This window comes from Sneathiella sedimenti (genome assembly GCF_017313765.1).
Lineage (GTDB): Bacteria > Pseudomonadota > Alphaproteobacteria > Sneathiellales > Sneathiellaceae > Sneathiella > Sneathiella sedimenti.
Genome location: NZ_JAFLNC010000001.1, coordinates 666,328 through 682,266, shown reverse-complemented (window position 1 = coordinate 682,266; position 15,939 = coordinate 666,328). Strand labels below are relative to the sequence as shown.

The window sequence follows — 15,939 nt, the reverse complement described above, 5'->3', positions numbered from 1 at the left end:
GTCGGAAACACTTTCCTGAATAAACCAGATGTCAGGCGACGCTTTTTGCCGCCGTGACGAGAATATGGTGAAGTGAGGCCGCCGAGGAACGGGGCCCGAAGATTGAGATGTTCCTACCTGATTCACGACAAATGATCAAGCAGCCGAGATGTTCAATCAGACATCGTGTGGCATCGCCATCTGACATGGCGTTGACATTCAGGTTGCAAATCCGCTCCAGCAGCGGGCTTAGGCTGTCGCCGATAACATCGAAAATTACCCAGCCGTCCGTTTGTTCTGTGACACTGGCTGTGTCCTTGACGATATATTTCATATCCCAGGCATAGTCAGGATGCTTTGCAACGGGCGACATCAAAAACCACTGGCCGATTCCTGTCCAGATCGCAGCGGTATCTTCTAAAAAGGCCGCACGACCGGGGCCCGGCAAGTCCTCCCCAAGAACCGGGGTCAGAAGTGTTTGCAGATCCAGCTCCCGTCCATGTCTTACGGCGAGGGACGCGATCGCAAGATCGGGGTTTTCTGTAATTGTAATGCCGCCAATTTTCTCGACTACGGGCGTATCTCTCGCAAGTGCGGTCAAAGGGGCAAGCGGATGATCAGACACGGAGCCGTTCTCCTTCCGGGTCGATGAAGTGGGGGCTGGTTACTTTCGCTTCGATATCCCCGTCACTAAGCGGGTTAACGATGCGGATTACGTCGCCATGGCGCTGATCTCCTTTTTTAAGGAACGCGAGGGCGATTGAAGAACCTATATGCGGCGAATAGGCAGCGGAAGTCACCCAGCCTTGATCATTAGCGGCGCAGCTCTCCATTCCGACATTCATCAAATGCGCTCCGGCAAGGATCACGCTATCCAAATTTACGGGCAATAGGCCAATCAACCGATAATCATCGACGCGCTGGAGATAGGGGCGACCCGCGAGAACCCGGCCGATGCTGTCTTTCTTTTGCGAGACCATGCGCCCCATGCCGAGCATGGCGGCCGTACTCTGGCCGTTCAACTCATTTCCGGCGGCATGACCCTTCTCGATCCGTAAGACACCAAGCGCCTCCGTGCCGTAGGGAACAACGTCAAATTCCTTGCCTGCCTCGATCAGGCGACGGATGAGGGCGTCCCCATACCGTGTCGGGACGGCAATTTCATAAGCCAGCTCGCCGGAGAAGGAAATCCGGAAAAGTCGCGCACGCAAACCCCCGCAAATCGTAATCTCGCCGCAGGCCATATAGGGAAATCCCTCGTTCGTGATGTCATGATCGGTGTCGACAATTTTTTGCATGAGCTTGCGCGCATTCGGCCCGGCGACCGAGAACTGCGCCCAGGCTTCCGTGGTCGAGATGAGTTGCACATCGAGGCCCGGCCAAAGGCACTGGCGGCAGAACTCCATATGGCGGAAGGCGGAAACGGCATTGGCAGTTGTCGTCGTGATGACAAAGTGATCCTCGGCGAGACGCGCCGCGGTTCCGTCATCCATTGCCATGCCATCCTCGCGCAGTATAAGCCCGTACCGCGTCTTGCCAACGGGCAGTTTGGCGAAACCGTTGCAGTATATATGGTTGAGGAATTCCGCAGCATCTGCACCCTGCACATCGATCTTGCCCAGCGTCGTCACATCGCAGATGCCGACGGATTTCCGAACGGCTATCACTTCCCGATCGACGGACTGCCGCCAATGAGTTTCACCCTTGAGCGGAAACCACTGCGCGCGCAGCCAGTTGCCCACTTCAACGAAAACGGCGTCCTGTTCCGCCGCCCATTTATGGCTGGGGGTCAGGCGATAGGGGCGAAACTCCTTGCCACGTGATCGTCCGGCAAAGGTCCCTATTGACACTGGCGTATACGGGGGACGGAAAATTGTGGTGCCTACTTCGGGGATGGATTTCCCCTCGATATCTGCAAGCACGGCGAGCGCGCCGATATTGGCTGTTTTTCCCTGATCCGTCGCCATGCCCAGGGTGGTGTAGCGCTTGACATGCTCAACAGACCTGAACCCTTCCTGATGGGCGAGGTTGATGTCCTTGATGGTCACATCATTCTGTAGGTCCAGCCAGGCGCGGCCTGTCCCGCCCTTAACATACCAGAAGGGCGCGATATTTACGGGCGCATCTTCTGCCTCGGGCAGTGCCGGAAAACGTGCAGAAATGCCAAGATCATTTAAGGCATCGATTGCCCCCTGTGCTCCTGATTGAAGCGCGCCATGGGTGGAGAATATGCCCGCTGCCGCCCCCGCGACCCGAAGTGCCGAATCCTCACTTTTCACAGGGATAAAGGCAGAGATGTCTCCATTCCACTCAGGCCGACCACGCTTATGACAGGTCAAATGGACATTGGGGTTCCATCCACCAGCCACCCCGAGAGCACCGCAGGCAATTTCCCGCTCGGACCCGTCTTTAAACCGCATTTTTACAGCTTTTAGGCCGAGCCGTCCTCGGCTACCGATAACCTCCGCACCTTCAATGACCTCAAAATCAGCTGACGTCGGTGCATTGTGGCGACAATCGACAACGGCGGCAACATCGACGCCCTTTTCAGAAAGGTCACGGGCCGTACGGTGACCGTCATCATTATTGGTAAAGACGACAACATTCCTTGCCGCCGTCACGGCCCAGCGGTTGGCATAGGCTCGCATTGCGCCTGCGAGCATAATGCCCGGCCGATCATTATTCTCAAACGGGATGGGGCGCTCTGTCGCCCCTGCATTGAGCAGGGCACGTTTCGAATAGATACGCCATAATATCTGTCGCGGCTTATTTGGCTGAGGTTCCGGAATGTGATCAGAAACCCGCTCTACCGCCCCGAATATACCGTGATCATACTGTCCAAAAACCGTTGTACGAGTCATCAATCGGACGTTCGGAAGGGCTACAAGCTCTGCCGTTACCTCTTCTATCCAGTCACTCGCCAACCGATCTGTCAGAATGCCGCTTTCCGCCAGCAGACGACCGCCAAGGGCGAAATCCTCCTCCGCGAGAATAACCTCTGCGCCGGCCCGGCCTGCCGTCAAGGCCGCCGCTAATCCACTTGGTCCTGCGCCAACAATCAGGAGATCACAATGCAGAAAGCCTTTGTCATATGTATCGGGATCTTCCTCTCCCGACAGGCGGCCAAGGCCGGCGGCACGGCGGATGAAGGGTTCGTAGACTTTTTCCCAGAACGCGACGGGCCACATAAATGTCTTGTAGTAAAAGCCCGACGATAAGAATGACGCCAGCGTGTCATTGAACGCCAGGGCATCAAAACGAAGGGAGGGGAAGCGGTTCTGGCTTTGCGCCGTCAACCCCTCATACAGTTCCGCAACGGTGGCACGACTATTAGGCTCGCGCCGGGCACCGCTTCTTAGTTCGACAAGGGCGTTGGGTTCCTCCGATCCAGCCGTGAATACACCGCGCGGACGATGATACTTGAAACTACGGCCCATCAGACGGACATTATTCGCGAGCAGCGCAGAGACCAGCGTGTCACCGCCAAATCCTGAGTATCTTTTTCCATCGAAGGAAAAGGTGAGGACGTTATTGCGATCGATCTGGCCACCGTCGAGGCGGTTTATCCCGCTCATCTGTCCCGCCCCTGTCGTTTTGCATATTCCGAGGCAAGCTCGACATGGGTAATTTCATGAGTGGTCGTATCGCGGGTTACTACAAGCCAGGACCTGTCACCCTGTTCATGAAACCAGAGTTCCCGATGACTTCCGGCGGGGTTGTCCCGGAGATAGAGATAGTCATGAAAATCATCGAGTGCGGTTGATGATGAGGGGTCGGGGCGGTCGATCAGGTTGGCATCGCCAAGATAGACAAATTCCTGTGCATCGCGGGGGCCGAGTAAGGGATGGTTGATAATCATGGGCGCCTCAATGCAGGTTCGGTTGGGCGCCGGCGCCCTTTTCATCGATCATGGCGCCGGATCTAAAACGGTCCAGCCGAAGTGCTGTCGCCGTTTCATGCGGCATATCAGTTGCCAATAAATGCGCAAAGACATAGCCGGATGCTGGCGTTGCCTTGAAGCCGCCGTAGCACCAGCCGCCATTGAAATAGAGACCCTCAATTGGCGTGTGGTCGATAAAGGGGGAACCATCCATCGACATATCCATCAACCCACCCCACATTCGCAAGAGTCTTGCCCGGCCGATCATTGGCATCAGGGCCATGCCGCCCTCCAGCACATCCTCCACTACCGGCAGGTTGCCGCGCTGGGCATAGCTGTTGTAACCGTCAATATCGCCACCGAAGACAAGCCCGCCCTTGTCCGACTGGCTGATATAGAAATGCCCGGCACCAAAGGTTATAACGCCAGGGATAAGGGGCTTCAGCCCTTCAGAAACAAAAGCCTGCAGGACATGGCTCTCGATCGGAAGGCGGAGCCCGGCCATTGCCATCACGCGGGAGGAACTGCCCGCGACTGCGACGCCGACCTTCTTCGCGCCAATATATCCACGGCTAGTCTCTACCCCTTTAACGAGGCCCTTTTCGATCTTAAATCCGGTTACTTCGCAGTTCTGGAGGATATCCACCCCATGGCTGTCGGCGGAGCGGGCATAGCCCCAGGCAACGGCATCATGACGTACGGTGCCACCGCGCCGTTGCAACAGCCCGCCCTTGATGGGAAATCGCGCGTTCTTGAAATCAAGGAAAGGCACCATCTCACGCACCTGGTCCTGATCAAGTAGTTCTGCATCCGCACCGTTTAATATCATCGCGTTGCCGCGGCGTCGGAAGGCATCCCGCTGCCCGTCGCTATGGCAGAGATTGAGGATGCCGCGCTGGCTGACCATGGCGTTATAGTTGAGGTCCTGCTCAAGCCCCTCCCAGAGTTTGAGGGAGAATTCATACAAGGGCTCGTTCCCGTCGAGCAAATAGTTGGAACGGATAATCGTTGTATTGCGCCCGACATTACCACTGCCGATCCAGCCCTTTTCCAAAACGGCGATCCTGGATCTCTTATAGATTTTTGCGAGATAGTGTGCCGTCGCCAAGCCATGTCCGCCGCCGCCAACGATGATGTAATCATACTCGGGTTGCGGATCGGGGTCCCGCCACACGGGTTTCCATCCGGTGTTCCCCCGCAACCCTTCCATCAGCACCTTAAGGGCGGAATAGCGCAAAGCTGGCTCCTTTTCATGATTGCTTGAACAATCGCATAGTGCCGTTTATCCGATTGTTCTGACAGGGTCATGATTGGCAACAAAAAAGACATGCAGGGCGGAAATTCGAAGAAAGTAGGGCCGTGCGATTTCTTTTGAGGAATTACTTTTCCGGTACAAGCTTTATCAATTGTCGTAGAGGCTTTGAAGTGGATTAATACTACTCATGCAAGAGTTGTTAATGTCCAGACTATTTACGTTTATAGAGAAGGGTCTCCCTGATCTGCCCGCAATGATGCTTGCAACACTTCGCGCACTTATTGGATACAGATGGGGCGCAATTGAGAATTCCACAAGGGGCAAGCGACGATTAAAGGCGCTTGCCAAGAGAAGCTGGCATGACAAATGTTGAAGTTAGAGGGAAGACCGGTGATGGGGGCATAGGTGGAGACAGGTTCTGTGAGCTTTTGAAAAAATACGAGCTTGGTATCAGAACCGAACTTAATTGAGAAGGTCGCGTTTGATCAAAAATTATGTCGGCAAGTTTAACGGCATGTATGGTTCAGATTGGGCAAAGCACTACTCTGCTATTATTGGAGCGATCATCCGAGGCCGAACCTATTACTGAATGGCTGAGCCAACATGGAGAAAAAGTCGAAAAACCCATTGAAAAGATTGGCGCACCCGACACGATTCGAACGTGTGACCTCTGCCTTCGGAGGGTAATGGATTATTTATTTCGCGCATTCTCCCACCTTTACGAAACTTTACTAATGAGTTGTAAATTAATTTGAAAATGGCGTTTCGAGTATATACAGTAATTGCTATAGCTTACTGAAAATTGCTGACTCGTGCTTACCCAATGCTTACCTCAGAGAATTATTGATGAAGCTGACTCTCGATACCATTAAAACTATTGTCGCCGATGCCGATCGCGATGTAGTCGTTTGGGATGAGTCTCTGTCTGGCTTTGGTCTCCGAGTGAAGCCAAGCGGTGTAAAATCCTTCTTGGTGCAGTATCGTAATGTTGAGGGAAGAAGCCGCCGATTAACGCTGGGTAAAATGGGCGTTCTTACACCCGATGAAGCTCGCCGGTTGGCTAAGAAGAAATTGGGTGAGGTCGCACACGGCGGCGACCCGGCGGAAGCGAAGCGGGATGAGCGAAAAGCAATAACAGTACGCGAGCTGTGCAAGGACTACTTGACGGCAGCTGAACGCGGCTTGATCCTGGGGAAGCGGAATAAACCAAAAAAACCTTCAACGATTTATATCGACCGGGGCCGCATCGAACGACACATACTTCCACTCTTGGGAAATCGAAAGGTGCGCAATCTCACGACGCCAGAGATAAACAGATTTATGCGCGACGTTACAATTGGCAAAACGGCGGCGGACGTAAAGACGAAGAAACAGGGCCGCGCCATTGTCAAAGGTGGGAAGGGGACCGCTGCGCGAACAGTAGGGCTTCTGGGGGGTATTCTGAGCTATGCAGTGTCAGAAGGTGTAATAGCAGCGAACCCGGTTCAGGGAGTAAAACGCGAGGCGGACAAGCGGCGAAGGGTGCTGCTCTCGAGCGAGCAGTATAGGGTTCTTGGAGTGGCCCTTGAGACCGCCGAACAGCGCGGCGAACCATGGCAAGTTACTAAAGGGATACAATTGCTCGCACTGACAGGGTGCCGTCGTGGCGAGATAGAAAAATTGCGTTGGGCGGAAGTTGATTGTTCAGGCCGATGCCTACGGCTTTTTGAAAGTAAGACAGGTGAAAGCATTCGTCCCTTGGGTGCCGCTGCAATCAACATATTGAATGGCTTGCCAAGGAGCAATGAGTTTGTCTTGCCTGGCATCTCGAGAAAAAGGGTAGAAATGAAATCCGGTAAAACTCCCAACCGGCATTTTACTGGCCTGCCTAAAGCATGGCTTCGCATTTTACGGTTCGCGAAGGAGTATATTGAAGACAAGCAAGAGGAAGGGCTGTTGAGCGCAGTCGATGCCGAAGCAATGTCTATTACAGGATTAACGCCACATGGATTGCGTCATGCCTTCGCGAGCACGGCGGCAAATCTTGGTATGACAGAAATTACTATCGCGGCAATGCTTGGTCATTCCTCCGGAACTGTGACGGGTCGATATATTCATCAAGTGGATACCGCACTTGTAGCGGCGGCCGACCAAACAGCGGCCCAAATTTCTTCATTAATGAGCAATGCGAAAAGAACCGCAGATGTGTTGGAGTTCAGAGGCGGAGTTAACTGATGCGGCCTGTGCTTGGCGGATACGTTGCAGACACTGGTGTTTTTCAACTGAGTGACGCTGAGGTTAAGGAAATCAAAGAGTATGTAAAGCGACCGGAGGGGGTCGTGGAAAGAGTAGAAAAATGCGGCGCTTGGTTTCTCGGCAGCGCAGCTATTGAGCGACAACGCCCCAAAGAAAAAGGAACCCGGAAAAGCCCAGGTGTCAAAGATCACCTTAAGTCAATTAAAAAGTCAGCAGGAAAGTTGGCAAGCTTAATAGAGGAAATAAATAATCCTAACGATCCAGTTGGATTTTCTGCATTCGATTCTCTGGCCGAAGCGGATCCGGAGACCGCCGCAATTAATGCAAGGAAACTAGAGAAATTTGCAGAGCATCAACTAACGCGTTTATCCAAACCTGGCCGCCAAAGTATCGGAGAACATCAGCAATTTTTAATCCGACAATTGAGGGAAATCTATCTGGCGGCAGGCGGCGATAAGCATAAAGTTACACATAATTCGTATGAAGACACGAATAAGGAAGACGGCCCGTTTTTCCAGTTTGTGTGGGTAGTCTTCAACTCGATTAAAAAAGAACATATCCCAGATATGAAAGTAACGAACTCGTCCGTTGGCGGATTAATTCGTCGTGCTCTCAAGGACGGAACCTAAGCAATTTTACGCTGGGTTCTGTCCTTAGACAGCATTTTTTCAACGGCGTAGTAATGACCTCGTTAGCCGGAAATTTCCGGAACACTAAGTAAACGAGGTCTATTATGAAATCATACTGTAAACGTTACCGCCGAAATGCGGCATCCGAATACTTAAAGGAACGTTGGGGAATTGAGCGAGCCCCCTCGACGCTAGCGAAGTACGCATGCTTAGGAGGAGGCCCTTGTTTTGTGTCGGCAGGCCGAGTTCCGCTGTATCCCGAGCCTGAACTGGACAAATGGGCCCAATCCATTCTGTCTCCGTTGAGGCGGTCTACTTCAGATGCTGGCGAGGCGGCGCGATGACTATCAGCCATTCCTTCAAAAAAACCTGCTCTCGCGTCCGTGATCAAACGCAGCGGGGCAGACTTTTTCTCATCCCTTTTACAGGGTGGATACACATATGTTTTTACAACACAGAACCACCGATAGCAAGCCTCACTCGACCCGTGAGGAATGCGATCTAGCGAAGCGGCAGGCATCTATGATTGCGCGTCGCCACCACATTTCTATTCTTGATTATCGCACTTGGAATGTGCTGATTGGCGATAAATCTTCAGAAGAGAGGAAGACGGCCATTAAGACGGCTTACAGGGCTGGACTAATGCCGGAGGCAATGGTTTCCTATCTCATGGACCTATGGGGGCTAGGCAGTTTCAGATGAGCTTTTATCTCATGCACCGGGGCTGGATGGAAAATCCAGCCTTCCGACGCCAACCCTATAGTGACCGTGAGGCATGGTGCTGGCTGGTCGAAAATGCCGTTTGGAAAACCGGTGTCAAACTGGCGCTCCCGAAGACGGATATCGAGCTTAAACGCGGGCAGCTTTCCTACTCGACCAGATATCTTGCGGAAGCATGGAAATGGCCAGAGGCGAAAGTAAGAAGGCGTTTAGCCTTGTTTGAAAAGCGTTCGATGATCGAGCGCAAAAGTGACGCAGGGCAAACGGTTATAACTATATGTAATTATTCTGCATATCAGGGCGGCGGGCGGATAGCCGACGCGGAAAGTGACGCAGAAATGACGCAGGATCGACGCAGGAGTGACGCAAATAATAACAAAGAAACAAGAAAACAAGATCACAGGTATCATTTTGAAGGTGAAATTATCCGGCTGAATGAGATTGATTTTCACCGTTGGCAAAAAGCCTATCCCGCCATACCGGACTTACGGGCGGAACTTACAAGCCTTGATGATTACTTCCGAGCCGAAACACCAAAGAACTGGTTTGCGGCGGTATCGGGCGCACTGAGAAAACGCAACATTCAGTATCTTGGTGGGAAGAAAACGCCCGCCCACAAGATGACGGACGCTGAATATAACGCCCTGCACAGCGACCTTGTGACCTCCAACCCGCTCGGGAGGTCGCAATGACCAGAGACATCAGCGAACGGCTGGCGGATCATGGTATCCGGCTCAAGAATTATGTAGCAGGCGAGCATGTCACCACCTGCCCGGAATGTAGTCACGCCCGGAAGAAGAAAACCGATCCCTGCCTGTCAGTGAAGATAGATGGCGAAGGCGGGGCGACGTGGATCTGTCACCATTGCACCACCACCGGGAATGTTCCTTGTTTCGAGAAGCCGGAGAAATGGAAGCGACCAACCCTGCCGGAAAAGCCCAAAAGGCCAGAGGCCATGTATGACTGGTTTCAGGGACGCGGGATTTCACGGGAAACGGTCGATAAGGCCGGATGCTACGCTACAGAGGAATATTACGGGCCGGACAAGAAAAGCTGCATCGCCTTTCCCTACCGCCTGGACGGCAAGCCGGTCAATGTGAAGTACCGGACGCGGGATAAGCAATTCAAGCAAACGCAGGGGGCTATGCGGTCCCTCTACAACATCGACAATGTGACCGGCGACGAGGTTATTTTTGTTGAGGGCGAAATGGACGTGTTGGCGCTTATGGCGGCCGGAATATATCACGCTGTCACTTTGCCGGACGGTGCGCCAAAGGAAGCTAGGTTCAGGGACGATGACAAGCGCTTTGATGCCCTTCGCAATTGCCTGCCGAAACTGGAAGGCGTGAACAAGGTTATTATCGCGACGGATTCGGATGTGCCGGGGCAGGCACTGGCGGCAGAACTGGCGCACCGGTTCGGGAAAGACCGTTGCTGGCGGGTAACATGGGATGAAGCGACAAAGGACGCCAACGCGGTTTTGCAGGCATGGGGGAAGGAGGCTCTCAAGGCGACAGTCGAAGAGGCCGAGCCTTGGCCGATAGACGGGGTTTACAGGTTTGAGGATTTTGGTGAGGCTGTACTCGACATGTATCACGGTCGCGGACCGCAGCCAGTCCGCATCGGCATAGAGGGGCTGGATGACTTCTACAAGATCATGCCGGGCACTTTTCATATTGTTACGGGGGTTCCCAACCACGGCAAAAGCAACTTCCTTGAGCAGATCACCATGACGCTGGCGGAAAAGCACGGCTGGAAGTTTGGCATATTCTCCCCGGAACACAAACCCGCGCAGTACGCAAGCCGCTTGCTTGAGAAGCATTTAAAGAAGCCGTTTTATGAGGGACCAAATCCAAGAATGACACCGGAGGAAATCACGGCGGGGCTGGAATATGTGAACCGGCATTTCTACTACATCACGAGCAACGACCATACGCCTACGATTGACTGGATACTTGAGAAGGCGCGGTTGTCCTGTCTCAAGTACGGCATCAAGGGACTGGTCATCGACCCGTACAACGAGATCGAGGCCGGACGGGATAAGAACCAGACGGAAACCGAGTTTGTCAGCCAGCTTATCTCGAAAATCAAACGGTTTTGCCGGACGCATGACGTAACAGTCTGGGTAGTCGCACACCCGGCGAAGATGCAGCGGGACCAGAACGGCGACCAGCCGATGCCGGACCTCTACAGCATTTCAGGGTCTGCGCATTGGTTCAACAAGGCCGATATGGGAATGGTTGTTCACAGAAACTTTGAAGAGAAAACAACCGCCGTCGCCATTAACAAAGTGAAGGAGCAGCCCGCATGGGGCAGCACCGGAAAACTGACATTCTGGTTCGATGGGGCGCACAGAATTTACAAGCCGACTGGGGTATTTTAATGCGTGAGGATTGCACTAAAACAAAGACGAAAGAAGAGTTAGTCGAAAGCCCAAAAAAACTCGTAGGTGGTTTGAAAGTGGAAAAACCGAACAACGCTCAACGTATCGAAGTTCGTCATGACCGTATTCCCGAATTGCCGAAACAGGCGCGCGACAGACTGGAGGAGATTATTGGTAACGGGATTGTTTCTCCTGAACTCGTCCAGCAAGAAGATTTGCCAGTGTTAGGTATCGAATACGAAGGCGACCAGGAGTTAGGCAGTTTGGCTCTTATATCGACGCTCGGTATCGACAACAATCAATACGTTAGAGAACAAACCAACGCCTTGATGAATGCGACGGCAAGCCGAAAAGACGGCGCGAAGTATATGGGCGAGCAGATGACTGCGAGCTTTGCACTGATAGCCTCCATTGCACCACTGGACGCCATAGAGAGCATGTTGGCAAGTCATATGGTTTGCTACACACTGAGCAATAATGAGAGCGCAGAACAATCTAATCCGCATCAAGACAATAAAACAATCGGACAGTGCCACAAACCGGCTAACTAAACTCATGAGAGCCGACACCCAGCAAATGGAAGCCCTGAACAAGCACAGAGGCAAAGGCCAGCAGAAAATGACGGTCGAGCATGTTCACGTCAATGAGGGCGGGCAGGCCATTATAGGCACGGTGGAGGGGGGCGGGGAGAATGCAAAAAAGTGAGGACAACCCCATGCATTGCGGCGCAAAGACCCGTAGCGACGCTCCCTGTAAATCCTGGGGTTTGAAGAATGGAAGGTGTCGGATGCACGGAGGGACTTCTTTAGGTGCCCCCAAGGGATTGCGAAATGGGAATTATCGACATGGTTATTGGACCGCTGAAAAAATTGCGCTTTGACGAGAAACTATGGCGTTCATCTGGGAAATGCGAAGAGCGACCCGACTATAGTGGTCTGACCACGCATTTTTCCCCTGCACGATTTACAAGACAAAATGGTCATATGAATCGCGTGCGCAACGGCAGTGGGGTTAAAGTTCAAATGTTTTAACCTACTATCGATGCGAATTGCTTAGCCTTGAATCAGGCACCAATTGGAAACAAACCGTCAGCCCCTCAGGGCTGGCCGAAGATGCGCAAGGGATGGAAGCCGCATGGCCGAGACCGTCGATAGCGGACTCGGTTCACGACAGCCCGCCCCAACGGGGTGCGCCCTAAGCAGAAGTAATAAGAGCAAGTTAACATTGATAAATACTAGGAATTAGTTACCTTGGATTGTATGAGCAGAAAGGAATTTCGATGAAGGCTGGTCCCGTCACAGTTCGCCAATTGCTTGAAAACAGACAGCGCTTTTGCGTTCCAATCTATCAACGGCACTATGTTTGGGCGCGCGACAAGCAGTGGGAGCCGTTCTGGAATGATGTGCGCACAAAAGCTATTGAACGCCTGAACAGTCGTGACCGGCGGTTTTCTCATTTCATGGGTGCCGTGGTGCTCGAAGCACGCGGTGCCGTGTCATCACGGCAAGTCACCTCTTTTCAGGTGGTGGACGGCCAACAACGCCTCACGACCTTTCAACTCTATCTCGCGGCTGCCCGTGATTATGCGCAGCAAGTGGGATTTGAAGATACGGTCGGGCTCATCGAGGGCTATCTCTTCAATGAGAAAGAGCATCTCATGGAGGACCCAGACGTCGAGAAATATAAAGTCTGGCCGACAAAATACGACCGCGAACTCTTCCAGGACATCGTGACGGCAGGACGCCCCGCACTTCGCAAGAAGTATCGCGAGCACTTCTATAAGAGCCGCGACAAAATCTACGAATACAGTACGATCCCGAAACTGCTCGGTGCCTACGGTTATTTTTTCGACCGTATTAAGCACGCTGTTGAAAGCGATGATCTCGAAGACGACTTTGCTGAAACCATCGAGGCGGATGAGGATGAAGTTGATGAGGCAACGCCGGTGGAGGCAGCGGAAGAGAGTGACAAAGATCGCGCAACGATGGAGCTTCGTCTCGATGCTCTATGGGAGGCGCTAATCGAAGAATTCAAGGTTGTCGAGATCACCCTTGAGGAGGGCGACGACGCTCAGGTTATTTTCGAAACTCTGAATGAACGGGGAGAGCCCTTGCTCGCAGCCGATCTTGTTCGTAACAACATCTTTCATCGCGCCGATGCACGGCAGGAGAAAGCGGAGAAGCTATTCGACAAGTACTGGAAGGATTTCGAAGCCCCCTTCTGGAGCTTCATGGAGAAGCAGGGTCGATACAAGAAAGCTCGCATAGAGTTTTTTCTGGCAAACTTCATAGCGGGCAAGGTCGCAGGCGAGGTCACAATGTCCAAACTCTTCAGCGAGTACAAAGCGTTCATCAAAATCCAAGCGAACAAGCCGAGTGGCGGTTATCCGTCGGTTGAGGCCGAGCTTCAAGATTTGCGGGCCTATGGTGCTCTTTATCGCCGACTGCTGGAGCGGAAGCCTGACGATCCTCTCGGCCACTTTGGCAAGCTTCTACTCCCTTGGGATGTCACGACTGTTTACCCCCTAGTCCTACGCCTCTGGTCCGAAGAGGCTATGGAAGAGGACGAGAAGAAGCAATGCCTATCGATTCTGCTCACCTTCATTGTCAGGCGTGCGATCTGCGGACTAACCACAAAGAACTATAACAAATTCTTCCTGTCAGTGCTCCGGCACCTTGAGTCTAATGGTTTTTCTCGCGAGAATCTGGTGAAGTTCCTGACTGCGCAAACTTCTGAGAGCGCACGTCTACCGGCCGACAAAGAGTTCGAGAACTCTTGGGTATCTGCACCCATGTACGGACGTAGACTTACTGCATTCAGAGTACGCGCGGTCCTTGAAGCTATTGAGCGCGAGAAGCGCCAGAAATTCCACGAAACTGACCAGCTGGCAGATGATCTATCCGTAGAGCACATCTTGCCTTCTCAATGGGAAGAGCACTGGCCTCTTCCAAGCGGCGAACAGCCGACCAGTGAAGAGAAATGGCAGGCTAAGTATGCCACGGAAGAGAACGATACTCGTATCGGCCAAATGGTGCGTCGTAAGCGCCTCCTGAATACCTTTGGAAACCTGACCGTTCTTACAAAGCCGCTCAATGCCAGTGTCAGCAATGGCCCATACAAGGACAAGCGGGCTGCATTGAGCGACCATTCGTTGCTTGTCCTCAACCGCGAGATCATCAAGAGCGAAGAATGGAACGAGGACTGCATTGAGGCGCGCGGGCGGCAGCTTTTAGAAGTCGCACTACGAATGTGGAAGTATCCATATTTGACAGGAACTGAGTAAGTCGTAGAGCAGAATTTATTTTTCAGGAGCTTGTCAAGCGCGGTGCATACGCTCCACCAAATAATGCAACCCTAAGAGCGTTACGACTAACAGACTAGAGGCGATCCATATATAGAGCCCCCAGGTCATTTGTCTTATGAATGTCATTATTGTTTGCGCCCATGGTTCGGTCGGTTGTACCACAATCAAATGAACTTGAAGCACTCCAAAGATATAGAGGATGATTGCTAAAGTGGCAGAGTATCCGAAAATGATCGCTAAAAAACGCCGTCTAGTCAGTGTTTCTTTAATCTCTGCACCCTTACGAACAGTTGTAAGGGTCGGTGCTCTACCCTTCATAATCTGGTCCAAATTATCGTTTGAAAAACTCGAAACTGCAGCAAGAGCAGCAATATAGAATCCGACTAAGATGCCCATAAAGGCATTGATATCACTTATCAAGTTATCTTTGTCGAAGCTTATAAATTGATCCCCCCACCATTGAAAGCCGCCAAAGGCCACGGCAAAAATCACACTCGGATAAATCCACTGATACCAAAAAATATCAGGGCTTTGGAGGCGTAGAAACGAAAATACCGTAAAAACCTTGGTATGTTTTTGAAGAGCCATCTTAAGCGCCTACATTGTTAGCGATATCGATCATCTTCTGAATCATGTCTTGGCGGAACGCCTCATAGCGCTGCGTCAACGGCGGGTCGAACTCACTGACTATCTCATTCTGCACAAATGTCTGTTCGAGAATTTCATCCCCATTATGATGCACTTCTGTTCGTTTGATCTGACCATTTGCAGCCTTGATCCTCACGAAAATCTGTGTGTCATCAGCGCCATCTCGAAAACGCCCCAAGAAATCTCCTACACGCCCGAAAATTGTTTGCGCTTGGTCTTCGGTGACACGCTTTTTCACTTCCCACCGCGCTTCATGGACAACTTCTTCCACAATCGGATCTTCATCCAAGCCATCCCCGTGATTCTCTTCGTGTCCAATGAATTCCACGTCCTGAAGCGTACCTGTCCTCAACGCCTCACGGATCGTCTTGGACTGGTGTCCGTCAATCTCGAATACAGGCCGAAAGCGTTTGGTGTCGCCGTCATCATCCTGCGCCTCCTTTTCGTAGAGCGCGCTCTTACAAACCCAGGCAAAATGATCCTTAACCGAAGAAAGGTAGATGCCTGGCACTTTCTCGATCAGGATCAGATGTCGTCCCAAATGATCGGCTGTTTTCTTGATCAATATGTGGGCGGCATAATGCCCGCCTTCGTCTTCGTCCTTCTCGATGTCGCGGGTTTCTAATGTCTCAAAGTGCAAAAATGAAACACCGGATACGTTTTTGTCGCCGACTTGCAAAATCAGTCGATAATAGTCGTTGTCTTCGGCCAGATCAGCACACCACATCAGCCGTGAACTTTTAGAATACGGTCGATAAACGTCTTCACGGGCAATCCGATCAGTCAACGCCGCAATCAAATCACCAATTACGAAGGCTGGCGCATAGTGGGGAGCGTTGGCACGATTCCTTATTGCTAGGTTGCCGACCGCGATCCAACGATAATTTGAAGGTAATGCCATTTAAT

At 52.2% G+C, this 15,939-nt stretch carries 15 protein-coding genes; 9 read left to right on the top strand and 6 right to left on the bottom strand.

Features of this window, described 5'->3' with window-relative positions:
* Positions 1-31: 31 nt before the first annotated feature.
* From J0X12_RS03280 to J0X12_RS03265, 4 genes are read right to left on the bottom strand one after another with little or no spacing between them, the layout of a single operon-like run.
* Complete coding sequence (locus J0X12_RS03280) at positions 32-604, bottom strand: sarcosine oxidase subunit gamma (RefSeq protein WP_207042199.1); 573 nt, start codon at positions 602-604, stop codon at positions 32-34.
* Positions 597-3,554 (bottom strand): sarcosine oxidase subunit alpha family protein, encoded by a 2,958-nt coding sequence (locus tag J0X12_RS03275; RefSeq protein WP_207042198.1) that lies wholly within the window; start codon positions 3,552-3,554, stop codon positions 597-599. The genes J0X12_RS03280 and J0X12_RS03275 overlap by 8 nt, the downstream gene beginning before the upstream one ends.
* Positions 3,551-3,838: a sarcosine oxidase subunit delta gene (locus J0X12_RS03270; RefSeq protein ID WP_207042196.1), complete on the bottom strand. Its 288-nt coding sequence runs from the start codon at positions 3,836-3,838 to the stop codon at positions 3,551-3,553. Before J0X12_RS03270 ends, J0X12_RS03275 begins: the two co-directional genes overlap by 4 nt.
* A 7-nt stretch (positions 3,839-3,845) precedes the next feature.
* Positions 3,846-5,096 carry a sarcosine oxidase subunit beta family protein gene (locus tag J0X12_RS03265; RefSeq protein WP_273543365.1) on the bottom strand — a complete coding sequence of 417 codons (1,251 nt, stop codon included), beginning with the start codon at positions 5,094-5,096 and terminating at the stop codon, positions 3,846-3,848.
* 864 nt (positions 5,097-5,960) lie between these two features.
* Between J0X12_RS03265 and J0X12_RS03260 the strand changes: the two genes are divergently transcribed.
* From J0X12_RS03260 to J0X12_RS03225, 9 genes are all read left to right on the top strand, one after another.
* Entirely contained in the window at positions 5,961-7,328 is a 1,368-nt protein-coding gene (locus tag J0X12_RS03260; RefSeq protein ID WP_207042193.1) for a tyrosine-type recombinase/integrase, read from the top strand.
* On the top strand, positions 7,328-7,978 hold the full coding sequence (locus J0X12_RS03255) for a hypothetical protein (RefSeq protein ID WP_207042191.1): 651 nt from the start codon (positions 7,328-7,330) through the stop codon (positions 7,976-7,978). Before J0X12_RS03260 ends, J0X12_RS03255 begins: the two co-directional genes overlap by 1 nt.
* 698 nt (positions 7,979-8,676) lie before the next feature.
* On the top strand, positions 8,677-9,390 hold the full coding sequence (locus J0X12_RS03250; protein WP_207042189.1) for a hypothetical protein: 714 nt from the start codon (positions 8,677-8,679) through the stop codon (positions 9,388-9,390).
* Positions 9,387-11,081: a bifunctional DNA primase/helicase gene (locus J0X12_RS03245; protein WP_207042187.1), complete on the top strand. Its 1,695-nt coding sequence runs from the start codon at positions 9,387-9,389 to the stop codon at positions 11,079-11,081. Before J0X12_RS03250 ends, J0X12_RS03245 begins: the two co-directional genes overlap by 4 nt.
* The gene (locus J0X12_RS03240; RefSeq protein WP_207042185.1) at positions 11,081-11,632 is read left to right on the top strand and encodes a hypothetical protein; all 552 of its coding nucleotides are present in this window, start codon (positions 11,081-11,083) and stop codon (positions 11,630-11,632) included. Before J0X12_RS03245 ends, J0X12_RS03240 begins: the two co-directional genes overlap by 1 nt.
* Positions 11,633-11,636: 4 nt before the next feature.
* Positions 11,637-11,786, top strand: coding sequence for a hypothetical protein (locus J0X12_RS03235; RefSeq protein ID WP_207042183.1), 150 nt, complete (start codon positions 11,637-11,639; stop codon positions 11,784-11,786).
* Entirely contained in the window at positions 11,773-11,961 is a 189-nt protein-coding gene (locus tag J0X12_RS17660; RefSeq protein ID WP_420497027.1) for an HGGxSTG domain-containing protein, read from the top strand. Before J0X12_RS03235 ends, J0X12_RS17660 begins: the two co-directional genes overlap by 14 nt.
* Positions 11,912-12,112 carry a hypothetical protein gene (locus tag J0X12_RS03230; protein WP_207042181.1) on the top strand — a complete coding sequence of 67 codons (201 nt, stop codon included), beginning with the start codon at positions 11,912-11,914 and terminating at the stop codon, positions 12,110-12,112. Before J0X12_RS17660 ends, J0X12_RS03230 begins: the two co-directional genes overlap by 50 nt.
* A 248-nt stretch (positions 12,113-12,360) precedes the next feature.
* Positions 12,361-14,364, top strand: coding sequence for a DUF262 domain-containing protein (locus J0X12_RS03225; protein WP_207042179.1), 2,004 nt, complete (start codon positions 12,361-12,363; stop codon positions 14,362-14,364).
* Positions 14,365-14,397: 33 nt separating this feature from the next.
* Here J0X12_RS03225 and J0X12_RS03220 read toward each other — a convergent pair whose 3' ends face one another.
* Together J0X12_RS03220 and J0X12_RS03215 are read right to left on the bottom strand one after the other, a co-directional pair.
* Positions 14,398-14,973, bottom strand: coding sequence for a hypothetical protein (locus J0X12_RS03220; RefSeq protein ID WP_207042177.1), 576 nt, complete (start codon positions 14,971-14,973; stop codon positions 14,398-14,400).
* Position 14,974: 1 nt separating this feature from the next.
* Positions 14,975-15,934 (bottom strand): hypothetical protein, encoded by a 960-nt coding sequence (locus J0X12_RS03215; protein WP_207042175.1) that lies wholly within the window; start codon positions 15,932-15,934, stop codon positions 14,975-14,977.
* Between the last annotated feature and the right edge of the window lie 5 nt (positions 15,935-15,939).